At 61.9% G+C, this 23655-nt stretch carries 20 protein-coding genes and 7 pseudogenes; 10 read left to right on the top strand and 17 right to left on the bottom strand.

All coding sequences use genetic code 11. The annotated features are described in order from the left end of the window. Positions 1 to 26: 26 nt before the first annotated feature. From WS92_RS05580 to gndA, 4 genes are all read right to left on the bottom strand, one after another. Positions 27 to 782 (bottom strand): peptidoglycan DD-metalloendopeptidase family protein, encoded by a 756-nt coding sequence (locus WS92_RS05580; RefSeq protein WP_082743716.1) that lies wholly within the window; start codon positions 780 to 782, stop codon positions 27 to 29. Between the two features lie 126 nt (positions 783 to 908). After that, positions 909 to 1271: a cupin domain-containing protein gene (locus WS92_RS05575; RefSeq protein ID WP_171845187.1), complete on the bottom strand. Its 363-nt coding sequence runs from the start codon at positions 1269 to 1271 to the stop codon at positions 909 to 911. Positions 1272 to 1613: 342 nt separating this feature from the next. Then, positions 1614 to 1946, bottom strand: a complete 333-nt coding sequence (locus WS92_RS05570; protein WP_015603870.1) for a DUF4148 domain-containing protein — start codon at positions 1944 to 1946, stop codon at positions 1614 to 1616. A 198-nt stretch (positions 1947 to 2144) separates the two neighbouring features. Continuing rightward, positions 2145 to 3560: an NADP-dependent phosphogluconate dehydrogenase gene (gene gndA, locus WS92_RS05565; protein ID WP_015604050.1), complete on the bottom strand. Its 1416-nt coding sequence runs from the start codon at positions 3558 to 3560 to the stop codon at positions 2145 to 2147. Here gndA and WS92_RS31135 point away from each other — a divergent pair. After that, positions 3549 to 3674: pseudogene (locus WS92_RS31135) on the top strand (6-phosphogluconate dehydrogenase); the annotation flags it as partial. The gene gndA and the pseudogene WS92_RS31135 overlap by 12 nt on opposite strands. 254 nt (positions 3675 to 3928) lie before the next feature. Here WS92_RS31135 and WS92_RS05560 read toward each other — a convergent pair. From WS92_RS05560 to WS92_RS05545, 4 genes are all read right to left on the bottom strand, one after another. Then, positions 3929 to 4606, bottom strand: coding sequence for a DUF938 domain-containing protein (locus tag WS92_RS05560; protein ID WP_009916232.1), 678 nt, complete (start codon positions 4604 to 4606; stop codon positions 3929 to 3931). Beyond that, positions 4569 to 5492, bottom strand: a complete 924-nt coding sequence (locus WS92_RS05555; RefSeq protein WP_059931903.1) for an NAD-dependent protein deacetylase — start codon at positions 5490 to 5492, stop codon at positions 4569 to 4571. Before WS92_RS05555 ends, WS92_RS05560 begins: the two co-directional genes overlap by 38 nt. Continuing rightward, on the bottom strand, positions 5489 to 6913 hold the full coding sequence (locus WS92_RS05550) for a purine-cytosine permease family protein (RefSeq protein WP_015602709.1): 1425 nt from the start codon (positions 6911 to 6913) through the stop codon (positions 5489 to 5491). Before WS92_RS05550 ends, WS92_RS05555 begins: the two co-directional genes overlap by 4 nt. 513 nt (positions 6914 to 7426) lie before the next feature. Next, the gene (locus WS92_RS05545) at positions 7427 to 7945 is read right to left on the bottom strand and encodes a phage tail protein (protein ID WP_242425352.1); all 519 of its coding nucleotides are present in this window, start codon (positions 7943 to 7945) and stop codon (positions 7427 to 7429) included. Positions 7946 to 8030: 85 nt separating this feature from the next. Between WS92_RS05545 and WS92_RS05540 the strand changes: the two genes are divergently transcribed. Beyond that, positions 8031 to 8531, top strand: a complete 501-nt coding sequence (locus WS92_RS05540; protein WP_059931899.1) for a VUT family protein — start codon at positions 8031 to 8033, stop codon at positions 8529 to 8531. Between the two features lie 43 nt (positions 8532 to 8574). On the opposite strand, the pseudogene WS92_RS05535 reads toward WS92_RS05540, so the two are convergent. Then, a pseudogene (locus WS92_RS05535) lies at positions 8575 to 8850 on the bottom strand (LysR substrate-binding domain-containing protein); the annotation flags it as partial. A 71-nt stretch (positions 8851 to 8921) separates the two neighbouring features. Between WS92_RS05535 and WS92_RS31125 the strand changes: the two are divergent. From WS92_RS31125 to WS92_RS34305, 3 pseudogenes are all read left to right on the top strand, one after another. Continuing rightward, positions 8922 to 9212 (top strand): annotated as a pseudogene (locus tag WS92_RS31125) (IS630 family transposase); the annotation flags it as partial. Positions 9213 to 9411: 199 nt separating this feature from the next. Continuing rightward, positions 9412 to 9711: pseudogene (locus WS92_RS05530) on the top strand (transposase); the annotation flags it as partial. A gap of 104 nt (positions 9712 to 9815) precedes the next feature. After that, positions 9816 to 10013: pseudogene (locus WS92_RS34305) on the top strand (IS110 family transposase); the annotation flags it as partial. Between the two features lie 214 nt (positions 10014 to 10227). Here the strand turns inward: WS92_RS34305 and WS92_RS05520 are convergent. From WS92_RS05520 to trpC, 3 genes are all read right to left on the bottom strand, one after another. Beyond that, positions 10228 to 10590: a hypothetical protein gene (locus WS92_RS05520; protein ID WP_009916227.1), complete on the bottom strand. Its 363-nt coding sequence runs from the start codon at positions 10588 to 10590 to the stop codon at positions 10228 to 10230. A gap of 32 nt (positions 10591 to 10622) precedes the next feature. Next, entirely contained in the window at positions 10623 to 12656 is a 2034-nt protein-coding gene (locus WS92_RS05515) for a patatin-like phospholipase family protein (protein ID WP_059931892.1), read from the bottom strand. A 291-nt stretch (positions 12657 to 12947) separates the two neighbouring features. After that, positions 12948 to 13733, bottom strand: a complete 786-nt coding sequence (gene trpC / locus WS92_RS05510; RefSeq protein WP_015603689.1) for an indole-3-glycerol phosphate synthase TrpC — start codon at positions 13731 to 13733, stop codon at positions 12948 to 12950. Between the two features lie 1088 nt (positions 13734 to 14821). Here trpC and WS92_RS05505 point away from each other — a divergent pair. The 5 genes and pseudogenes from WS92_RS05505 to WS92_RS34300 all read left to right on the top strand — a co-directional run. Next, positions 14822 to 15847 (top strand): TauD/TfdA family dioxygenase, encoded by a 1026-nt coding sequence (locus WS92_RS05505; protein WP_059931890.1) that lies wholly within the window; start codon positions 14822 to 14824, stop codon positions 15845 to 15847. 145 nt (positions 15848 to 15992) lie between these two features. Next, entirely contained in the window at positions 15993 to 16430 is a 438-nt protein-coding gene (locus WS92_RS05500) for a lipocalin-like domain-containing protein (RefSeq protein ID WP_171845186.1), read from the top strand. A 665-nt stretch (positions 16431 to 17095) separates the two neighbouring features. Next, complete coding sequence (locus WS92_RS05495; protein WP_231755936.1) at positions 17096 to 18535, top strand: cytochrome P450; 1440 nt, start codon at positions 17096 to 17098, stop codon at positions 18533 to 18535. Between the two features lie 55 nt (positions 18536 to 18590). Further along, a pseudogene (locus WS92_RS36375) lies at positions 18591 to 18707 on the top strand (IS630 family transposase); the annotation flags it as partial. 225 nt (positions 18708 to 18932) lie between these two features. Further along, positions 18933 to 19094, top strand: a pseudogene (locus WS92_RS34300) (IS110 family transposase); the annotation flags it as partial. A gap of 49 nt (positions 19095 to 19143) precedes the next feature. Here WS92_RS34300 and WS92_RS05490 read toward each other — a convergent pair. The 5 genes from WS92_RS05490 to WS92_RS05470 all read right to left on the bottom strand — a co-directional run bounded on the left by WS92_RS05490 (position 19144) and on the right by WS92_RS05470 (position 23655). Continuing rightward, positions 19144 to 20112, bottom strand: coding sequence for an acyltransferase domain-containing protein (locus WS92_RS05490; protein WP_082743709.1), 969 nt, complete (start codon positions 20110 to 20112; stop codon positions 19144 to 19146). Between the two features lie 87 nt (positions 20113 to 20199). Then, positions 20200 to 21378, bottom strand: a complete 1179-nt coding sequence (fabD, locus tag WS92_RS05485; protein WP_059931976.1) for an ACP S-malonyltransferase — start codon at positions 21376 to 21378, stop codon at positions 20200 to 20202. Positions 21379 to 21383: 5 nt separating this feature from the next. Then, positions 21384 to 22652: a beta-ketoacyl synthase N-terminal-like domain-containing protein gene (locus WS92_RS05480; protein ID WP_006028563.1), complete on the bottom strand. Its 1269-nt coding sequence runs from the start codon at positions 22650 to 22652 to the stop codon at positions 21384 to 21386. Next, entirely contained in the window at positions 22639 to 22878 is a 240-nt protein-coding gene (locus WS92_RS05475) for an acyl carrier protein (RefSeq protein ID WP_009916223.1), read from the bottom strand. The genes WS92_RS05480 and WS92_RS05475 overlap by 14 nt, the downstream gene beginning before the upstream one ends. 54 nt (positions 22879 to 22932) lie before the next feature. After that, on the bottom strand, positions 22933 to 23655 hold the full coding sequence (locus WS92_RS05470; RefSeq protein WP_006028561.1) for an enoyl-CoA hydratase/isomerase: 723 nt from the start codon (positions 23653 to 23655) through the stop codon (positions 22933 to 22935).

Here is a 23655-nt window from a genome sequence, read left to right as displayed (position 1 = left end):
GCGCGGGGGGCGGCGCTGGAAGTCGGTCAGTAGCCGTTGCGCGGCAGCAGGCCGAGCGGATCGACGGCCTTGCCGTTGCGCCGCACTTCGAACTCGAACGTCGAGCGGCCGCTCGCGTCGGTCGCCATCTCCGCGACCGGCTGGCCCGCGCTCACCGCGTCGCCTTCGTTGACGAGCAGCCTGTCGTTGTGGCCGTACGCGGTGATGAGGCCGTTCTCGTGCTTCAGGATCACGAGCGGGCCATAGGCGGCGACGCCCGTTCCCGCGTACACGACGCGGCCGGGCGCGGCGGCGCGCACCGTGCGATCGCCGCCCGCCGAGGTGATCACGATCCCGTGGTTCCTGCCGGCACCGAACGGCGTCGTCACGGTGCCGCGCGCGGGCCACGCGAGCGCCGGCGCGGCCGCTTGCGGCTGCGCGGCGGGTGGCGCAAACGTCGCCGTGCTCGGCGGCGGCGCGACGCGCAGCACCTGGCCGGGCGTCACCATGTCGGTCAGCGCCATGTGGTTCCAGCTCGCGACGTCGAGCGGGCGCTGCCCGAACGCGGACGCGATGCTTGCGAGCGTATCGCCCGAATTCACGCGGTAATAACCGGCCGGCACGCCCGACGACGCGCGCTGCGCCGACTGCGGCGGCACGTGCGTCGGCTGCCAGGAGTCGGTCCACGGCGTCAGCGTGCAACCGCCGGCGAGCGCCGCGCCTGCCGCGACGAGCGCCGTGCGCACCGTCCAGCCGATGCCGGAGCGTTGGACGAACAGAATGCTTCTCAAGCGTACCTCCATCAATTCACTTCGCTGCGGCGGCACGCTCGCCGCCGCCGGGACTTCGTGCGCGATCGGCCCGGCAAGCCCGGCGAACCGCACCCGGCCGGGCCGACGCATCGCGAGCCGCGCCATTCCGATCGGACCTCAAACGCTGCCTTCGGTTTCGACGACGAGAATCCGGGCCTCGCCGAGCGGGCACGCGACATGTTCCGTCCCTGCCGATGCGAAAAAGATGTCGCCTGCCTCCAGGACGGCCGCGTGCTCGACGCCGGCGTCGCGATAGCGCATCTCGACCCGGCCGTCGAGCACGACGAACACCTCTTCGCCATCGTTGACGTGCCATTTGTACGGCTGATCCGTCCAATGCAGGCGGGTCGTGACGCCGCGCATGTTGGCGATGTCGACGGCGCCCCACGCCCGCGGCGCGGTGAAGCTCTTGCTGCGTACGATCTTCATGGACATTCCCGTGGCACCGTGGCGGCCGGCGCGACGATCGCGCGGCACCATGCCGGACGGATAGTAACTCGCCGGACATCGCCGACGTAAGTTGTCGGGGAATCGGCCGATCGGCGAAGGCGCGCGCGACGAGCGCGCTCACCCGCTACGAGCGGCGGTGCAGCGTCCGGAATGCGGTGTTGAATCCCGGTGCGCCATCCGCCGCGCGCCGCTCGCCCGATGCCCGGATCGGAATTGACGGCGGCACACGCGCGACCGCCCTGTTTCGGCGCGCCAAAAAGCTCAGCCCGCGCGTTCCAACGAATGGAACACGCGGGCTGAGAACTGCCATGCGCGGGCCGCGACTCGCCGCGCTCGCGTTCAGCCGCGACGCGCGACGGACAACCGTGCCGCTCAACGACCCTTGTAGACCGGTGCGCCGTCGGCGATGCGCTTCACCTTGTTCGGCGCGCCCGATTCGGCCGCGGCCGCCGGCTGCGCGCCGTAGCCGCTCGTGTCGGCTTGCGCGGCGACGTTTTGCTGACCGTGGATCTTGGCTTCGGCAGCCTGGATTTCCTCGGGGTAGTTCACGCGGTCGGAAGCCGGGTTATAGCCCGCCTGCTCGAGCTGGATGAGCTCGGCCCGGACTTGCGCGCGGGTCACCGGGCCATTCGATTGCTGGGCGAACGAAACGGCCGGAACGGCGAGGGCGGCGGCGACTGCGACGGTAGCGAAAAGCGATTTCATGATCAAACCTCCGTGATTTTTTGCTTCGCCGCAAGCACCATGCGAGCAGCGATTAATCACAGTCTAGTCACGGAGGCACTTAGGGAAAACCATGTATCGACGAAAACACTGTTTCGAGACCGATAACAATCGCCGTTCCATCCCTAGAAAAACCCGACCAATAACGTAGACGATCGCAACAATTACCGATCTCGCGTGTCACTCGGCCCAGTTCGCGTGGAAGCTGCCCGGCTTGTCGGTGCGCTCGAACGTGTGCGCGCCGAAGAAATCGCGCTGCGCCTGCACGAGGTTCGCGGGCAGGCGCGCCGACCGGTAGCTGTCGAAATACGCAACCGCCGACGCGAACGCCGGCACGGGCACGCCCGCCTTCACCGCGGCGATCACGACGTTGCGCAGCGCGGACTGGTAATTCGCCGCGATGTCCTGGAAATACGGGTCGAGCAGCAGATTCGCGAGCGCGGTGTTCTTCGCATACGCATCGGTGATCTTCTGCAGGAAGCGCGCGCGGATGATGCAGCCCGCGCGGAAGATCTTCGCGATCGTGCCGAGATCGAGGTTCCAGCCGTATTCCTTCGATGCTGTATCGAGCTGCGCGAAGCCCTGCGCGTACGAGATCACCTTCGACAGGTACAGCGCGCGGCGCACCGATTCGACGAACGCGGCGCGATCGCCTTCGAGCGGCGCGGGAGACGGCCCGCTCAGCACCTTGCTCGCCGCGACGCGTTGCGCCTTCAGCGACGACAGCACGCGCGCGAACACCGATTCGGTGATGAGCGGCAGCGGCACGCCGAGGTCGAGCGCGTTCTGGCTCGTCCACTTGCCGGTGCCCTTCTGCGCGGCGCGGTCGAGAATCACGTCGACGAGATGCTCGCCCGTTTCGTCGTCCTTCTTGCCGAAGATCTTCGCGGTGATCTCGATCAGGTAGCTGTCGAGCTCGCCCTGGTTCCATTCGGCGTAGACCTCGCCCAACTCGTCGTTCGTCAGGCCCGCGACCTGCTTGAGCACCGCGTAGCTCTCCGCGATCAGTTGCATGTCGCCGTACTCGATCCCGTTATGGACCATCTTCACGTAATGGCCCGCGCCGTCCGGCCCCATGTACGCGACGCACGGCTCGCCGTCCGCCGGCGCCTTCGCGGCGATCTGCTCGAGGATCGGCTCGACGAGATCGTATGCGTCGCGCTGGCCGCCCGGCATGATCGACGGGCCGCGCAGTGCGCCCTCCTCGCCGCCCGACACGCCCGTGCCGATGAAATGCAGGCCCGCCTGCGCGAGTTCCTGGTTGCGGCGGATCGTGTCGGTGAAGTGCGTGTTGCCGCCGTCGATCAGCACGTCGCCCTTGCCGAGCAGCGGCTTGAGCGCCGCGATCGTCGCATCGGTCGCTTCGCCCGCCTTCACCATCAGGAGGATGCGGCGCGGCGTTTCGAGCGACGCGACGAATTCCTCGAGCGTATAGGCCGGCACGAGCTTGCGATCGGGAAATTCGGCGATCAGTTCGTCGGTCTTCTCGCGGCTGCGGTTGTAGACCGACACCGCGTAGCCACGGCTTTCGATATTCAAGGCCAGATTGCGCCCCATCACCGCGAGACCGACCACACCGATTGCTTGTTTGCCCATTGTTCAATTCTCCGGAAAAAACAGGGCGCGACCCACCGGGGTCGCGCGCACAGGCGCAAGGATAAGGGAAACCGCGCGAGCGCGCCGCGAATGAAAGGCGTCCGGAGGCGAATCGGGTGGCGGCTCGGTTTGACGCCTCGCGACGTCTGGCGGTCCCTCGATGCGGCTTCGGCGGCGCTTCGGCGTTGATTCGGGATACTGCCGACGTGTCGTGGTCGAACGGATGGCGGTGTCCATGCTTGCGATCGCGGGCCGTCGCGATTGTTTCGTTCTGCTCGTTCTACGATCCCTACGATCGCGCGTTCGTCTCGTTCAACGAATCCGACGCTCACGCCAGCGCCGCCGCGCCGCGCCCGACGCACACGCGCCTACGCGCGCTTTCGAAACACGACGCTCAGATTGTTCGCCGGCATCTCGACGATCTCGTCGAGCACGAGGCCGGACGCACTGCCGAGTTCGACTACCGCCTCCAGATCGCGCACGCCCCACGCCGGATTGCGGCTGCGCAACTGCGCATCGAACTGCGCGTTCGATTCGGCCGTGTGCGCGCCGCCGCGGCGATACGGCCCGTACAGATACAGCACGCCGCCCTCGGGCAGCACGCGCGCCGCGCCTTCGAAGAGCGCGCACGCGGCCGCCCACGGCGCGATGTGGATCATGTTGATGCAGACGAGCGCATCGGCGGCGGCTAGCGGCCACGGCTTTGCGCACACGTCGAGCGCGAGCGGCGCGCGCAGGTTCGGCAGCGCGGCATCGGCCGCCCACGCGGCAACCGACGCGCGCGCGGCCAACTCCACGTCGGTCGGCTGCCAGACGAGATCGGGCAGCGCAGCCGCGAAGTGGACCGCGTGCTGGCCAGTGCCGCTCGCGATCTCCAGCACGGCGCCGCGCGCGGGCAGCACGCGCTTCAGCACAGCGAGAATCGGCTCGCGGTTGCGTTCGGCGGCGGCCGCCCATTGGCGCGAAGTGGAATCGATCGGCATGACGAAACGAATCAGGATGGACGAGTCAGACGTGAAGCGGGCCGCGCGCGTCGCTCGCCGCAAGCCCGAGACGCGCGGCGAGCGCGGCGAGCGTCCGCCCGCACGACGCCTCGACCTTCAGCGTCAGCAGCGGATCGGCGCGCGTATGCCCGAGATTGATCGCGACGATCGGCTTGCGCTGGTCGCTCGCCCATACGCAGAACCGGTAGCCGGAATACACCATCAGCGACGAGCCGACGACGAGCATCGCATCGGCGTCGTCGAGCGCGCGCGCGGCGGCCGCGACGCGCTCGCGCGGCACGTTCTCGCCGAAGAACACGACGGCCGGCTTCAGCAGCCCGCCGCACGCCGGGCACGCAGGCACGCGAAACGTGTCGAGCGCGCGCCATTCGAGATGCGCGTCGCCGTCGGCGGCGGGCTCCGCCTCGGCAACGAGCAGTGCAGGATTGTCCGCTTCGAGGATGGGCTGGATCGCCGCACGCGCGTGATGCGCGCCGCAATCGAGACACGTGACGCCGCCGATGCCGCCATGCAGTTCGATGACGTCGACGCTGCCCGCGCTCTGATGCAGCCCGTCGACGTTCTGCGTGACGAGCCGCCCGATGCGCGCCGCCGCGCCGAGCCGCGCGAGCGCATGATGCGATGCGTTCGGCTGCGCGCGCCCGACCACGGGCCAGCCGAGCATGCTGCGCGCCCAGTAGCGGCGGCGCGCATGGTCGGAATCGAGAAACTCGCGGTACTGGATCGGCGGCGAGCGCATCCATGCGCCGTTGCGGTCGCGATAGCCGGGAATGCCGGAATCGGTGCTGATGCCCGCGCCCGTGAGCACGAAGAGGCGCGGATGTCGCTCGACGAACGCGTGCAGCGCGTCGAGCGCGCGCGGATCGGCCGACGGCGCGGCGTCCGGCGATGAAAGCGGCTGCGACGAAACAACGGCGGAATCGGTCATGACAATGAGGGCTCGTCCGGCAGGATCAGCCGCTCGGGGACGTGCGCGGCCTGCCTGCGTGCCGCCACATAATACAGAATGCCGGGCACGGCGAGGCCGATGATCCACGAGATGTCGGTGCCGCCCAACTTCGCGACGAGCGGCCCGGTATAGAACTCGGTCGCGATGAACGGCATCTGCACGAGCACGCCGATCGCGTAGATCGATACGCCCGCGATGTTCCAGCGGCCGTAGCGGCCGTCGGGATCGTAGAGCGCGGGCACGTCGTAGCGCTCCTTCGTCACGCAGTAGAAGTCGACCAGATTGATCGCGCTCCACGGCGTGAAGAATGCGAGCAGGAACAGGATGAACGCTGAGAAATCCTTCAGGAATGCGTGACGACCGACGAGTGCGAGCCAGGCGACCGCGGCGACCATCGCGAGCACGTAGGCCATCCGCGCGCGCTGCGTGATCTGCGCGCGGCCCGAGAAGCCGGTGACGATCGTCGCGACCGACATCACGCTGCCGTATGCGTTGAGCGTCGTGATCGTCAGCTTGCCGAACGCGATCGCGAAATAGAGCAGCGCGGCCGTCGCGCCGCTCGCGCCGAGACTCACGATGAACTGCACTTCGTGCCCGGCGAACTGCTTGCCCGCGAGCGCCGCCGCGAACACGCCGAACGCCATCGACGCCTGCGCGCCGAGCACCGAGCCGAGACCGATCGCCCAGAACGTGCGTCGCGCGGACGTCGCGCGCGGCAGATAGCGCGAATAGTCGGCGACGTAGGGCCCGTACGCTATCTGCCACGACGCGGACAGCGAGATCGCGAGCAGGAAGCTCGGCAGCGAGAAATGCCGGATCGCGAGCAGCGCGCCGACATCATGGCCGCCGAGGAGCCGCGCGAACATGTAGACGAACGCGATCACGCCGACGACGCTCGACACGCGGCCGAGCGCGTGAATCGTCCGATACCCGAACACCGCGAGCACGACGACGACCGCGATGAACGCGAAGATGCCGACCGTGTCGGCGACGCCGAGCAGTTGCGCGAGCGCCTGACCGGCGAGCACGGTGCCGCTCGCGGAGAAGCCGACGTACATCAGGCAGACGAGCACGAGCGGAATCACCGCGCCGTAGATGCCGAACTGCACGCGGCTCGAAATCATCTGCGGCAAGCCGAGCCGCGGCCCTTGCGCACCGTGCAGCGCCATCACCGCGCCGCCGAGCAACTGACCGAGCGCGAGTCCGACGAGCGACCAGAACACGTCGCCGCCCAGCACGACTGCGAGCGCGCCGGTGACGATCGCCGTCACCTGAAGGTTCGCGCCGAGCCACAGCGTGAACTGGCTCGACAGCTTGCCGTGACGCTCGTGGTCGGGGATGTGGTCGATCGTGCGGCGTTCGCGCAGCGGGCGGCGTTGGGCATCGGTGACGTTCGGCATGGCGGCGGGTCCCGGAAATGTCTGAGGTTCGGAATGCTCACGGTAGCCGCTCAAAATTGTATAGACAACTCTTTTGGGGATTCGGGTTTGTACCGAGGCGGCAATGTGGTGAATCCCCGCGCACTATCCCGCAAACCACCCCGCGACAAATCCGGACGCGAAGGCTTTGCGAGGCCCGCAACGAAATGGCGGGCCGCACCGCTCTCGATAGGCCGAGACTTCCACCTTCGCCTCCGACTACACCTTCGCCTACCGCTGCGGTTCCAACACCAACTTCTGCCCTAGCGCCCCCGCCGGCGCGTCCACCACGCGCACGAGCTTCATCTGATACTGCGCGCGCGCGTCGAAGCGCGGGCGCGTCGGCCTTGCCGAGATTCTTCGCGCGCGCCTTCTCCATCCGCGACATGAACGCGTTCATCGCCGCCTCCCGCTCCTTGCCCGCGACCACCACCGCATTGACCACCCACGTCCCGTCGCGCCACACGTATTCGTCCGACAGCCGCGGCGGCGGCGTCAGGCCCGCGTCCTCGGGCGTGATGCCCGCCTGCGTGATCTCGGCGGGCGCGCCGGTGCCGATGCGGTACAGGCGCGCGCCGCCGTGCGCATTTCGAAGACAATCTGCCCGACCGTGGCCGACGCGAGCTCGCTCGCGATCCATTGCGTCGTCGCGAAGCGATTCGACCGGTCGCTCGCGTCCGGGTGGCTGCCGAATGCCGGTTTGTCGAAGTACGTTCCTTCCGGCGCGAAATGCACGGTCTGAACGCCGTTGCTCGTCACGCCGAAGTGGCCGTCGGCGATATGGAACAGGCCGGCGTCCGGTGCGCCGTCGTTCGCGAACGTCAGCGACGGGAACGCGGTCGAGCCTTCGGCCAGCACGATGCGCGCGCCCGGATCGAGCTTCAGCTCGCCCTTCAGCGCGCCCTCGCGCCGGACGGCCTTGCCGTCGACGAGGAACGTGCGGTCCGCGAAGACGGGCGAGGCACGCATGCTCAAGATGGCGGGAACGATTATCCTAGCGCACCGGCAGTTCATGCTCGAGCATCATGACGCGCTGATGCAATGCCACCGCCGAACATTCCGGAGCCGGCGCAACGAGGACTTTTACTGCAGAGGAACCATGTACGTCTTGATCTACATCGCGGCCGTCGTCGCAGCGAACCTGAGCGTCGCGCACTTCGGCCCGGCATCCACGCCGATCAACGCCTTCCTGCTGATCGGCCTCGATCTGGCGATCCGTGATCGCCTGCACCTCAACTGGCGGGGGCGCGCGCTGTGGGCACGCATGTTCGCGCTGATCGCAGGCGCGGGCGCCGCAAGCTATTTGCTCAATCCCGCGTCGGGCATAATCGCGGTGGCGTCTCTCGCTGCATTCAGTGCCGCGGCCGTCGCCAGCGCAATCGTGTTCCAGGCTGCCCGCCGTTATCCCGTTCTCGCACGCGCAAACGGCGCCAACATAGCCGGCGCCGCCGTGGATTCGCTCATCTTCCCTCTGATCGCGTTCGGCACGATATTCCCGACAATCGCGTTTCTGCAGTTCCTCGCGAAGGTCGCCGGCGGCGCTGTCTGGTCGTGGCTTGTCTTTCGCAATGTCCGTGTCGCCGGATGCGAAAGCAACTGAAGCGGGAAGGAGTGAGCTGAAGGCGGCACGGCTGCACTGACGCTCAGCTCTGCGCGCGCACAAATAGATCCGCGAATGTCTGCGCCAAGATAGTCGGTTCGACGGATAACAGCAGTGCACATCTCGATTTCGCGCCCTCATCAGGAAGCGGTACGAAGGACACGTCGCTCAAGCCTAACGTCGTCATCCGCTCCGGAACAATCGCCACCCCGTAACCAGCCGCGACCAAATTCAGCATCGACGTTTTGGGAGAAACGATCCGTGAAGCTGTTGGCACGAAACCGCGCTTCATGCAAAGATCGATTACGACACGTGCTAGTGTCCTGTTCCGTTGTTAACTGAAAAATGTTCGCGTAGCATGTTGACGTCAACGGAACGGGAGACGTCAGCATGCCAATGGGACGACCGAAGGCGGAACTGGTGCTGAGCGAAGACGAACGCTCGCAACTGATGTCGATAGCACGTTCTCGTTCGATTTCGGCTGCGCTGGTCGCGCGGGCGCGCATCGTGCTGGCGGCTGCTGACGGCGAATCCAACAGCGCAATCGCACAACGTCCCGGCAAGCCACGCACGATCGACGATGAGCGGCTGGCTCAACTGATTCACAAGACCCTGCACACGAAGCCGGCAGATGGATCCACTCACTGGAGCGTGCGCACGATTGCCGTCGAAACCGCCCTCCGCAAACTCGGCAATCATTCTTCCTCTATCGCGGTGCAGCCCTGCCTCATTAGCCGGCCCTGAACAGTTCTGAAAGATTTATGCAGCGAGGCTGCCAGATCGAAACGGTGTTGTTGAATTTGCAGGGAGCAAGCATATTGATACGTGAATCCTGAAAATCCTGATGATGTATGAGTGGATCCGAAGACGCCAGCACCAGAGGAAGATCGCCGGGCTGCTCTACTCGCGACATGCGTTCGACCTGTCGGACGAAGAGATCATTTGGCTATGGTTAGAGAATCCATACTGGCAAGTGTTCGCCGGCGAGACATACTTGCAAACGAAGCCGCCGATCGATCCTTTGAGCCTGACGCGCTGGCGCAAGCGACTGGGCGAAGCCGGCGTAGAAGAACTGTTGGCCGAGACGACCGAAGCGGCCAAACGTGCAAACGTCATCAAAACTTCGAGCCTGAAGCGGATGATTGTCGATACGGCGGTGATAGAGAAGGCGATTGCGTACTTTCCTCGATTCGCTCGAACTCGCCAAGGAGAAACTCATCCCCCATTAAAGACTCGTTCTTTGTCGGTCCGACTACCTGTCAGATCGAGTCCCGGCTAATACAGATGCAGCGCGTAGCCAAGACCGACCACATCGATGCAACCACCCTCGCCGAGTTCGCTGCCGTACTGGCCCAACGTCCCGACTACGAGCGCTTCGTGCGACCGCTCAGCGATCCCGCGCAGCAGAATCTGGCGGCTCTGGTCACCCGGCGATGCCAGCTTGTGGCCATGCGACTCTCCGAGCGTCAGCGCCTGCGCCTGCGCCTGGCTCGCCCGGTCACACGCCCGAGCATCCAGGCGTTGCTTGATGCCATTTCCTGTCAATCAGAGGTCGGAGACGCATCGCCGGCGGGCGCTCCGGGCCCGTCAACACTTCCATCACTTCCTGCCTGGTGTTAGTCAAAAACACAGCCTTATGCCTACCCGCTAGTTTAAGTGAGAGGCTATATCCGGTGTTTCAGGGGGCTGCTCCGCTTCACATCGATAGTTCTTTTCGCAAATCGGCCGCCGTCTGCATCATCAAACTATAACGGCTAGAAAGATCAGCCGTCGCCCAAGGCTCGCGAAGCCATGCCACGAGGTCCCCTCCATTGACGATTCCTACCTGCAACGGCTGTGTCCTAGCATTGAACGCATTGAGGTTCAGCAGTAGTAGTGCCTGCCCCTGGTTCAACGAAGGTGGCACTGGACCGATACCAACCGCCATCAGATAAACATCGTTCATTTGCTTGAGCAGAAAGGGGTGTTCGTCAATAGTAAGTGTGATCAGGGTAGAATCAGACACTTGAACGCGCATCTCACTGAGCCAACTCTCGACCCAAGTCTGGTAATCAAACATCAATATCTCCTTTCTCCATTCGCCGACCAAACTCACACTCGCCTGTCTGGAATGCGATACGCCTTGGCGTCATCGATAGTTTTCGAAGAAATAGATTCAGATAAAACACTGATTCGCGGTTTGTAATTCGCCGCCAAATTTGACAACGCTTCGTTATACTCTTTACGCGTTGATGCTTTGTTGAGTCGATCCTCAGTTAAATTGAGTAATGCGTGGTTGGCTGCTGTTTGACCATACTTGAAGCGTGCACGATAGATAATGTCCGAGATTGCTCTACGCGATGCGTTGACTGTATCCTGCTTCTCGTTCAGCGCCTGTACCGCACGCAATGTCGGTGAATTTGTCTCCGCGCCGCGAATCGCATCGGTGATGCGTGCGAGCGATTTGGGCTGTTGCGGGTCCAACATTTTCCTCGCCAAATATGTCGCCCTATCAGCATCGCCTTCGGTCAATTCGTCGAGTCGTTGAACGAGCAAAGCCAGCCTATCCGGTGCAAGACGCTCCATCCCGGCAATTGAATTCGAGAGATCGCCAAGCATCTCGTTCGCACGAGTACGAAATCTATGCAGATTCGCAGTCAAGTGTGGATGATCATCGTGTAATGTGTGAAATTCACTATCGGCAAGTGCCAACATAGCGGCATCCGTGGACAGGAATTCCATGGTGATTTTCTGCTGACCGCGTAGAGCAATGTGCTCTTCAACCTTCGACTGTAAGTCGCGCTGCATCGCTCGCTTGTCGTCTATCGACATGCCAAAGTTCAGCGTCCCGCTCATCAATCCCGAGAAGTCGCCACGCTCGTTTTTTAATGGCACTTGCACAATCTGCTCACGCAAATCACCTAAGCCGCGCATTTGCAACGAATTTAATGCTGACATCGGTGCACCGGTCAGCCAGTCCGCGATGACGTCCGATAGGCCGGAAGGCGCGATCGGCTTGTCCGGCACCGCGCTGAACATCAAAATCAATGCATCCGGGTGCGGCAGCGCCCGGCTAGCGGATTCATGATTGACAAGGGCCGGCGCGGGGACATTGAACATGATCCCACCATCCTGATAGCGCGCGGTGCCAAAGGCCGAACTATGCGTCTGTTGCGCAAAAACGAAGGGTAAGGAGCTAGAAATGAGAGCCGCTTTTGCAATATCCATTTCTGGCGTAGTTTCCGCCGAAAAAATCGCGATCTGAGGACGATTCTTCTCCATCATCGTCCCCGTGCAACTCAACTCCTTGATAGCTGGAATATGTGGACTCAACGTATGAAGATCCCCAAACGTCACCGCCCCACCTGCCTCGAGCCGGAAGCGAATTGCTTCGATGGCGGCTTTCTGTTCGCCACATTTTTTCAGCTCAAGACCTGATAAATGTGCCATCACGCTCGCGCGTGATTCTTCGCGGATCAGATTTTCCAGCGCAGGCGCACGTGTTTGTGCATTCATCAAAATCGTGAGCGTGTCTCCTACATTCTTGCCGATCCCTGTTTTCTCGCCGATACGCTTGCTTGTATCGCGCAGAATCTCCTCCGCAACGTGTCTGCCAATCTGGAATGCCGGCGGGCCAGCCCGCTGCCGAAGCAAATCCACAAAATCAACACTATTGGATAGTTTAGTGAAATGTTCGCTGGAAATACCAGATGCAAGTAGGGCGGCAGTAATGGCGCCGGCTGACGATCCCGATATTGACCTAATTTTCGACATGACCCCTTGGGCCTCAAGCGCGACTACCGCGCCGGGATACGCAGCTCCCTTTGCACCTCCACCACTCAATACAAGATTTTTTATTTCCGGATAGTTCAGCGAAATTCGTGCTTTGCCGTCCTGATTTTTTTCCAATGTCAAATTGCGTGGACCCACGTTCTGAGCCAATGGCACGTATGCTGATGCGGACGTGGCAACTCGCCCTGCCTGCACGTTAAACTTCAACCCGATACCGGCGGCTATTTTCGCAGCATCTGCGAGCAAGTTCGACTCGGTATTAATGTGTACGCCAGGCGCGGCACCTGCGATTGGAGATAATGGCTTTGATTCGCGAACCTGGCCAGCCATCAAAATCTGTCTATTGATCGGCATCGACTTACTCCTGTTTCACTGAACAGAGTCAATAATGCTTCCAAATTCGTTTTGATAATTACTGAAATTTCAGTGATTTTTTGTTTCTTTCAATCTCAAACCGATAATTTGGTGGCCGACTGAATCGGCAAACCTAATAGTAGCCGATTCAGCAGAATGTCGACCAAGATCATTCTGTTTCCGCGGACGATCAAGCAACCGGGTGTCGAAGCCGCGGGGTTCCACCATCGACAGAGCGAGTTGTCTATCTCAACCGCGAACAATTCCGCTGATGCAAATACTCGATCACCATCAGAAGAACAATCGTGCAAGTTCGGCTCCCGGATGCTCCGCGCGCATGAACGCCTCGCCGACGAGAAACGTGTTCACGTTCGCGGCGCGCATTGTTTCGACGCTGGTCCTCGACAAGATGCCCGATTCAGTAACGACAATCCGGTCCTGCGGAATCATGTCGAGCATGTCAAGAGTCGTCTGGATCGTCGTCTCAAACGTGCGCAAGTTGCGATTGTTGATGCCGAGAAGTGGCGTCTTCAGCGTCAGCGCCTGCTCCATCTCATGGCTATCGTGCACTTCAACCAGCACTGCAAGCCCGAGCGAGTGCGCATACGCCTCGAGATCCTGCATCTGTGACGTGTCGAGCGCTGCGGTAATCAGCAAGATCGCGTCCGCCCCCATCGCACGAGCTTCGATGATCTGGTACGCGTCAATGATAAAGTCTTTGCGCAACACGGGCAGCGTACAAGCGGAACGCGCCTCCTTGAGATAGCGGACTCCACCTTGGAAAAATTGCTCATCGGTCAGCACGGATAGGCACGCGGCTCCGTGCAACGCATACGAGAGGGCGATGTCGGCTGGCGCAAAATGCTCGCGCAGCACGCCCTTCGACGGACTCGCCTTTTTGATTTCCGCGATGACGGCCGCGTCGCCGGTCGCGTGCTTCGAACGCAACGCCCCAACGAAATCGCGCAAATCACATGTGGAGGTTTCCCGTTTTAGCGCCTCGACTGGCGTACTGCGCATGGCCGCTGCGACTTCTTCGCGCTTGACCGCGATGATTCGTTCGAGAATATCGCTCATTTGAGTTTCTCCACAATTCATAAAACAAGGTTATAGAGACCGCAGGAGCAGATTGCGCACATGATCCGGTCAGGCGATCATGCTGGCGGCAGCGCCGTCTCGAAAGGTGCAATTGGAAGGATATTTATTTGCCACTGTAATGTAATTGTATGTTTCGTTGCATCCGGGTTTTCATGGATGAATGATTCCTCGCATCGGCGATCGGATGCTGATTCGCTGCCAGAGCGCAATCAGGTTTGCCGGAATCTTCGTCGCAATGGTTTTTCAAGGATCGGTCCGACGCTGAGGCCGATCACGACAACCGCCCCGACGCGCCGCTTACCCTGCGCGACCTCGCCGGCCCGTAGCACGGCATGCTGAGCGGCGGCACGCTCGACGCATCGCCGGACAATCTCCCACTTGCATTGAAGGAATGCCTCGCCCATCCGTCAAATCCGCGCGTTGTACCGGATATTCAGTGCATACAAACTGCTTTCAGACGACTATTGTTCTCAGTACACCAAAACGCCGCCGACTACTGACCAGCCCCACGTAAACGTTAATCGATTGGCATTGCCCACGTTGAAGACGAAATGGCATTGAATCGTAGGAATGCAAGAGTGAAGCAGCGTCCGCTTCGATGAACTTTCTTCGTAAACACGCTTGATAACGCAGCGCTTTTCATGTGCACGACGAATTGCTCCCATGAATCGACCACGGCAAATTCCGCATAACCGACAGGTTCGCCAGCGTGCACATTCCGAAAACCTGTCTCGCATTCTCGATCGAGGCTCTGTGTCGCGCATTACATTGCCCGATTCGGCGTCGACTCTTTGCGGGCCATTCCTTCGGGAGCGCGGTCTCGTGAACCAAGGTGTTCGGAACACGACACTGCCTGGCAAGAGCGACCGGTAGCTGAAAGTCCATGAGCGCGGCGCTGGTCGGCACATCTCGCTTTACTCGCACGCTCCACTCCGAAAGCTCACATCTGCGAACCTCTCGGCGCGTCATGGATTACTGCCGAATCGAGTAAATCCATGTTTCCTTGGAGAGGCCGGCTGCCCGCTTTCCATCGGCGGAACCAAAATCCAACTTGCTGGAATCATTTCATGACAGCTCTTTTAGACCGACTTAGATCTATAGAGGATTTTCAGGCGGAACTCCTCTTCCCCGAGCAGAAATTCCTCCTTCGCGTTCACGCGGCTTCCAGCCCGCCCGCGGTCGCGTGGGTCACGAAACACCGTCAATTGCTGCGCGAAGCACTTCTGCGCTATGGCGTCGTGTTGATTCGCGGGCTGGATTGCGACCGGAAAGCATTTGGCTCGATCGCGGAATTGCTCGAGCCGTCCGAATTCGATTACACCGCCGGGAGCGGACCGCATACGTCCGTCGACGCCAATGTCTTCACGATAGACGTACCCGGTTCCATGGCATTGCCGCAGCACAATGAGATGGCCTATAACTTTTACTGGCCGATGCATGTTCTCTTCTTCTGCGAACAACCGCCCGCACCAGGCACGGGCGGAACGACGTCCGTATGCGATTCCCGCCAATTCTTACGCGACATGGCTCCGTCGATCCTGGAGCCGTTCCTGAAATTTGGCATCCGGTATGTACGGAACTTCCCTAAACACATGCCGTACAAGTCGATAGAAGATACTTTTGGAACGAGCGACCGGACCAGAGTAAACGAGATATGCGCGGAGCGGAAGATCGAACCGATCTGGATCAGCGATGACCACCTGCAGATTCTCCAGCATGCCACGGCCGTCAGGCGTCACCCCATCACCCAGGAAGAAAGCTTCTTTAGTTCGGTTTGCGTCTGCCATCCAGCGAGTTGGTGGGATTTGGTCAAGCGGGCGTACCCGAACGCCCCGCCTCCGCGCTCGCAAGATGAAATATGGCAGACGGCCTTATACGGAAACGGCGCTCCAATTCCCGACGATGTAATACGGCATTTGCTTCATGCTTACGAGCAGCGTGAATATCATGTGGAATGGGAAAAATCCGACATTCTCTATATCGACAACATGCGCGCATCGCATGGCCGCCGTGCGTGCATCGGTACGCGCACGATTCTCGGCTCGTTCCGTACTTCCATGACAATGGCGCAGTTGGAGGCGCACAACTCCTGAATGTTTCAGGCACGATCCCGGTTGGATCGTCGATGACTGGATAAATTGCATCGGCGCCATCGCATCCGATTATCGACGACCAAACCGGACAATCATCACTTTGACTAGCTTCACCATCCAGTCAATTTTTCGATGCGAGAAAATCATGAATGAGTTGACCGGAACTTGGTCGCTGGAGGCAAGCGAATTTAGGTTGGCGAATGGTCGAATCATCTACCCGATGGGGCGCAGCCCGATGGGACGCATCATCTATACGGACACCGGGTACATGTCCGTGATCATGATCGCCCGAGGAAGGAAAAATATCGAATTCATTCCAGAGGCATTTTGGAAAAACATATTCAGCATAAAAAAAATGATCGGCATGATTCGATTGATTCGCGCAAATTCCGGAATCCTGAGCTACTCCGGAAAATATTCCATAGAGGGGAAAACCGTCTTGCATCACGTGGATTTGTCCAGTTACCCGGATTTTACCGGAATGAATTTGTTGCGGGATATGAAATGTGACGACGGCAAGCTCGTTCTCGATAATGCAACCGCCTCCGGCTCGAGCCGCCTGGTTTGGATACGTGAAACCTGATCAACGGCCGAGAACGGAGGTTCTGGTAATTCCGGCTATTTTATTGAAACAACTCGACTTGAGCGTTGAGTCGCGCCTGAACGTAAACAATGCGCCAAGCAAGACAGGGAGGCAGAAACGGCACAGTGGCAATTGCAAGGCGCAAGCATATTGACGCGTAAATCGTGCAAATCCAGACAAGGGGCCGATGAGTTCGAAGACGCCTGTACTGAAGGAAGATTTCCTGCGCCGACTTTCGCGTGAACGGCGACTTGCCGCCTCCGCGAGCCCGCGTGGCCAAATTGAGCGACTGCGATCGATCGAGCGTGGCAATGAGCTCGAGCGGTTTGGAACGGGAGGCGGTAGGCAATCTCGTCGCACCATGCGGCAGGACTGCCGCGCTTGACGCATATCGTTGCCCCGTCGAAGAAGGACATGGTCGTGCAGTAGTTCAGGAAGCCGTATCGGCAGATCCTCAAGGGCAAGACGTACTTGCAGACGAGGCCGGCGTTCGATCCGCGGTGTTTGACGCGCAGGCGCAGCAGCCGGGTGAAGCCGACGTTGAGGATGGCCGGCGGAGACGGTCGATGCGGCGAAACGGGCGAACTCCATCAAAAGCGCGAGCTTGAAGCGGGTCGCCGGAAGATCGGTTAAATCACGAACAATGGAGTTCGCAAATGAGAGATATGAGCAAAGTTGAATATGATGCGGCCAAGATCAGACCCTTCAACATAGATCCTCAAGTTGCAGCCATCATCAAAAACCCGGAGCGGCCTGAAGCCTTTCCTCCTTTGGCAAAAGTACCCAAGAGCATCCCCGGAACCAGCGGATTCATTGCAGGAATGAAATCCCTCTTCGCCTATAAGCGCGAAGGGCTACAGTTTTTCGCGAATCAGGCAAATATTCACGGCAAGGTGTTTCGCAATCAGCTCGGCCCGTATTCGATCGTCGGCGTGGTCGATCAGGAGGTCATTTCTCAAATATTAAAAAACGGGGATCGATGTTGGTCGACTGCACTTGCGGTAGAGAGAGTGACGCGAGGGCTCAGTTTCGATATCGACCTGAAGAAGAAGAGCCGCTTGATGTCGTTGGATTTCGATGCTCACCGGCAGGTGCGCACTTTGGTTCAACCTGCTTTCAGCGATCGCGCGCTCGCTAGCTATTTGGCCATCATCCAGCAGGAATTCACTCGGAATATCGAGGCGTGGCCTCGCGATGGAGAAGTGCCGTTCCGAGTGGAGGCCCGTCAAATTTTTTCCCAACTTGCAGCACGCCTTTTCTTCGGCATTGAGGATTCGAGCGAAGCCGCACGTCTCGAAGGAGCCACACGTGATTACTGGAATGCGATTCCCGTCGTGTTGAAGAATCGGCACCTCAACGAACGATGGAGACGTGGTTTGGACGGGGTCGCGACGCTCAGCAGCATCATGTACGACCTGATTCCAAAGCGCCGCGACGAAGGAGGGACGGACCTGTTCAGTCAACTGTGCAAGTCGAGGGAGGATACGGGGGGCCTGGACGACGACCAACTGGTTGATTTGATGCTCAACATTGTCTTCGCCGCGTTCGACACGACGACGATGGGAATCACCAGCATGGCCTATCTGCTTGCCAAGCATCCTCATTGGCAGGAGGTCCTGCGAGCAGAATCCATGCGGCTACCTGAGCAAGCGGCGTTGGCGGACTTCAACGGCATGGAGCGAACCACCCAGGTCTGGAAGGAAACGCTTCGAATGTATCCCGTATCCGCCATCACGCCCCGCGTTTCCCTAGGCGAATGTCAAGTCGGCCCTTACGTCGTTCCCCCTCGAACGCTGGTCTTCAATTTCACCGGCCTGCTTGGTCAGGATTCCGATCTTTGGGATCATCCACAGCGCTTCGACCCCGAGCGATTCTCGCCGGAGCGCGCGGAATACCAACGGCATCGTGGCCAATACCTCCCCTTCGGACACGGCGTTCATACTTGTGTCGGCGCCGCCTTGGCGAATCTTGAGGCGAAAGTATTTTGGAGCATTGTTCTGACTCGGTATAAATTCAGTCTTGCCAAGGATTACGATGCGGTTCATTGCATGAATCCCTTGGGTAGTGTCTCCGGCGAAGTGGCGTTGAAGGTCGAGAGATTGTGATCAGGCATGCTGCCCATACGTCGCGTGGACAAGAGGAGCCTGCGTCGTGCGCGCGCGTACGCAACTCATGTTGCCGGTGGGCTACGTCGAAGGCGTCGCGCATGAGGATGCCCGACACAGCATCACCACGCAGCGCCCCCTCCTGAACGCGCTCGACGGTGCCGTGCCCGCGTTACTATCTTCCCGCCCCGATAATCGGTGCTTTGGCCAGCCAGGTCCGACATGATTCCCGCCCCCAGTCGCGGTCCTTATAAGGGGGTGTTGTCACCGGGCCTGATGGGTGGCTGGTGATCGCTGATAGGGGGTTTGGCCGGGATATCCCGCGCCGTCCGTAACGTGGATGCCGAGACTTGCCACCGTTGTTGCAGGCCAATTCGTTCACTCTGCATAAACTGTGATGCAAGAAGCCCAACAACATATCGCCGTCGATGTCTTCGTCGTCGGTAAAGGCCAGCTCCCGTGGCCCGTTGCCCGCAATGAAGGCGTACTCGTCGCCCGTCTGCCGGGACTGGCCATGCGTCGCATCGCCGATCTGCATGCCGGCGAAGCCAAGACCGACAAGCCGCATAGAGCGGCATGGACTTTGCGCGCCAATCAGCGGAGGGACCCTAGCGGATCGCCTCGCGCACCGAGAAGCGTGCAACGACGGCGGCAAGCTGCTCGAAGTCGTTCCCGAGCAACGTCAAGATCGGGTGCGCACGCGGCGCCGCACCCGGCACCGCATATTTGACGAAAGTGGCTAGCGTGCCCGAAGGGCCGACATCGACGTAATCACACGGTCCGATGGCTTCGAGCCGGGTGATCGCCGCCTCGAAGCGGATGGGATCGCGCACCGCCGCGAGAAAATGCGCGCGGCGCACGGGCTGAGCCATCTCTCCGCTCGCGCAGCAGACCACCGGCAGCCGCCCAGCGCCCACGGCCATTGTATCGAGCACCGCTTCGAGCGGCATTTCAGCCGCGCGCACGAAGCACGAATGAAATGCGAAGGAAACCGGCAGGTACTGATAGGCGATGTCCCGTGCACGCAGGATGCGCTCCACCTCGGATGCGCCGGTCAGGCTCGCGCTCACCACGAAATGCGAGGCAAAATTCAGCGCCGCGAGTTCAGCGTGAGCGCCAAGTCCGGCCTCGTCGAACAGCCGTGGGCCGGCAAGCACCGCGATCATCTTGCCGTGCTCGCAGCTTGCTTCCAGAGCCTGGGCATGACGAATCACGGCGACGAGTGCGTCGCGCGCATCGATGCACCCGGCGACGGCCGCGGCCGCGAAGGTGCCGAGGCTCGTGCCGAGCACTGCATCGGGTTCGACGCCGGCCTCGATCAACGTGCGCGCCAGCGCGTATTCGACCATATAGATTGCAGGATGGCTGAACAGCGTGCGATCGAACACGTCGGTTTGCGCGCGGCTTCGGCAATACAGCGTCGAGACCACGGACGCACCGGCCAGCTCGCGTGCGACGTCGTCGAGCCGATCCATCCATTCACGGAACAGAGGCTGCCGTTCGTAGAGCGGGCGCGCCATCTGGAAAGATTGCGAGCCTTGCCCGGAAAACAGGAAAACAACGCGCGGTCGGGGCATCGGTCTATACCTTTCTTCCGTCCTGAAGGCCGCTCAACGATCGGGATACCGGCGCGCGCGACAGGCGGCCGGCACGTAGTACGAATATTAGACGGCAGTCAGCTCATCGAGATCGAAGTAGCCGTGATAGCCGTTCATGTAGACCGCCGCGCGATGATTGAACAGCAGCACCGCCTCGGTCCGCGTAACGAGGTCGCGATATTCGGGCCGCGTCGAGCTCACGCGCGTGCCGACCGGATGATGACGGTTCCAGTCCGAGACTTTCTCCGCGGCGCTGCGCGAATCCGTCAGCGCGGCGCCCGGGCGCCGTGCAGGCGCGGCCGCTCCCACCATCGCCTCCGCCTCCTTCTCGCCGGTCATCGCCATTACGTCCGCCTCGCCGGCCAGGCCGGCAATCAGATCCGCAGGCGTCTGCTCGCGGATGGTCTGCACGAGACGGGCCAGCACCTCGCCGTAGCCGAGTTCCTCGAATACCGCCGGCTCGCCGCGCCGCTCGGCAACGCCGAGCAGATACTGGACACTGTCACACCAGCGAACCGCGCTGTCGATCTGGCCGGCGAGTCGCACATCGATACCGTCGGGCTCGTAGGGCCGCGCAGTCACGTTGGAGATCACCGGCACGCGCGGCGCCGCGAATCGGAACGATTGCAGGAAGCGCGCAAATTCCTCGCGCGCCGCACGCATGAACGGTGAATGAAACGCGCCACTCGTGGCGAGCGGATAAAAGCGCATGCGCCCTTGGCTGAACAGCGGCCGGGCCTTCGTCATCTCGTCGGCCGCGCCCGAGATCACGATCTGCGAGGGCGTGTTGTAGTTCGCGAGACTCAGTTGCGTCAGTCCGTTCTCGGCGAGCATGCGTTCGATGCTCGCTTGGTCGGCATTGACGATCGCGGCCATCGCGCCGTTTGCGGCGCGCCCCATCAGTTCGCCGCGGTAGCGGACCAGTTTCAGGCCCGTCAGGAAATCGAAGCACCCGGCCGCGAGCAGCGCATTGAATTCGCCGAGGCTATGGCCCATCACGAAGTCGGGATCGCCCCCGCCGTCCTCTACGCGCGCGAAGTACGACAAGGCATTCACGACATAGAGCGCTGGCTGCGTGAAACGCGTGTCCTTCAACTCATCGCGCGGATCGTCGAGACACAGCTCGCGGATCGAGTAACCGAGCACGTCGCTCGCCTGCCGAGCCAGACCGTCGAAGCGATCGAACAGCGCGGCGCCCATGCCCTTCGCCTGCGATCCCTGCCCCGGAAACATGAATATCTTCATCGTCGTCACTCCTGGAAGACATCGGCGCCCGCGTCATGGCGGCTCACGCAGACGGCGGTGTTCACACCGCCGAAACCGATGCTGAGGTTCAGTGCATGCCGGATCGTGTGTGCCACCGGCTCCTGCCGTACCCACCGGAAGCCCGGATCGATCGGGTTGTCGAGATTGCGCGTCGGATGCAGGCGCCCGGCCCGCATCTGCAGCAGCACCGCGGCCAGCTCGACTGCGCCGGCCGCGGTCAGTCCGTGGCCGACGATCGACTTGGTGGCGTTCAGCCACGCGTGATCGAGCCCGCAAGCACGTAGCGCCTGCAATTCGATGACGTCGCCGAGCACCGATCCGGTGCCGTGCGGATTCACGTAGTCGATGTCGCTCGCATCGAGGCCGGCGCACGAGAGCGCGCCACGGATCGCCGCGGCCTCGCCCTCCAGCGATGGATCGGGATTGCGGTTGCCGTCGAGCGCCACGCTCCAGCCCGCGATCCGCGCGTACGGTTCGACGCCGTCACGCGGCCGCGAACCGTCGCGCTCGATCACGAGCGCCGCGCAGGCTTCGCCGTAGACAAAGCCGTTGCGATCGGCGTCGAACGGCCGGCACGCCAGCGCCGGCTGCGTCGCGCAAGGGCCGGCCGCCATCGCGCCGAGCGAGCTGAAACCCTGACATTCCCAGTACGACAGGTCCATCAGCGCGCCGATCGCGATGCAGGCGTCCACGCGCCCCGAGCCCACCGCCTCGATGGCCTGCAGCACCGCCATCTGCCCGCTCGCGGACGCCGAGCCCACGGTCTGCGCAAAACCGCGAATGCCGAATGCCTCGGTGCAGATGCCGCACAGATCGGTATCCATGAACGACATCGCGTAGGTCGGCCGCAGGAACGCGATGCGATCGCGATACGCGTCGTGCAGCAACGCAAGCTCGCGCTGCTGCACATTGCTGCCGCCAATCACGAGGCCGATGCGCTCCGGCGCGACATCGTCGAGGCGCGCATCGCGCCACGCCTCGTCGAGCGTGACGAGCGCCGCCTGCGCCGACAGCGACGCCGTGCGCAACATGCCCCGCGGCATCGACTCCGGGATTGCCAGCGCATCGATCTCCGCACCCGGAAATGCGGTGGCCGGGGTCTCGCCGTGGGGCTGCCATTGCCGGCCGCGCCGGCGCATCGCGTCGAATCGGTGCCGCCCTTCCAGCAACGCGTCGAGGAACGCCGCGCGACCCTGGCCGATCGCGGAGACGACACCGATGCCGCTGACGACGGGAGCGTCAGGCGTTCGCATCGATGATGCCCGCGAGTTCGCCGATGTTCCGCGCATTCGCCATCGCGGCAAGCGGCACGTCAAGCGACAGCGCCTCGAGTGTCATCACGATGATGTCGACGCGGTCGATCGAGTTCGCGCCGAGATCGCGCAGCGAGTCGCCCGGCGCGAATACGTGATCCTCCAGCCCCGGGACGACTTCCCGGGTATGCTTCGCGATCAATTCCAGAATCCGTTGTTGACTCACGGCCCTGCTCTCCTGTCGGTTGATATCCTGTTGCGCGCCGGCACGGCCGGCGCATCATTCGTGCTCCCACGGCAGCTTGCCGGCGTTCACGAAACGCGAAATGCCATGCAGGTTGGCGGCGTCGCGGAAAACCTCGAGATTGGCCGCAATGGCCGGCGCGCGCGCGGCGGCAAGGCTGCCGTCAAGGGACGCCGCATAGCGCTTGTAGCGCGCGATCGCGTCCTTCTTCAGATGCCGAAGCCGCAACAGATGGCGGCGCAGCGAATCGGCGCTGTCGGCCTCGCAAACGTCGACGAGCCCCCATTCGCACGCGCGCGCGGCATCGACGGGCTGAGTCGTCAGCGTCATGTAGTGCGCCTTCGCGATGCCGACGCGACGGATCAGATACGGCAGCACACAGGCCGGCATCAGCCCGAACAGCAGCTCGGACAGGCCGAAGCTCGCTGTACGCGCGGCGAGCACGACATCGCAGGCGGCCGCGAAGCCGACACCGCCCGCGTTCGCCCGGCCCTCGACGTGCGCGATGCTGACGAACGGGCCGGTCGCGAGCCGCCGCCACAGATCATAGAGCGGCGCCGGGTCCGGTGCCGTCGGCGCCTCGTCCGTGGCGCGGCGCGCATCGAGCTGCGCGAAATCGGCGCCGACGCAGAATGCATCGGGCAGGCCCTCGATCACGACGATCCGCGTCGCCGGCTCGCAGCGATCGAGCACGTCGCCCATTTCGTCGACGAGCCGCGCATCGATCGCGTTGCCGGTATCGGGCCGCTCAATCCGCAT

Source organism: Burkholderia sp. MSMB1588 (assembly GCF_001546925.1).
Classification (GTDB): Bacteria; Pseudomonadota; Gammaproteobacteria; order Burkholderiales; family Burkholderiaceae; genus Burkholderia; species Burkholderia humptydooensis.
This window is presented reverse-complemented; position numbering and strand designations above follow the sequence as displayed.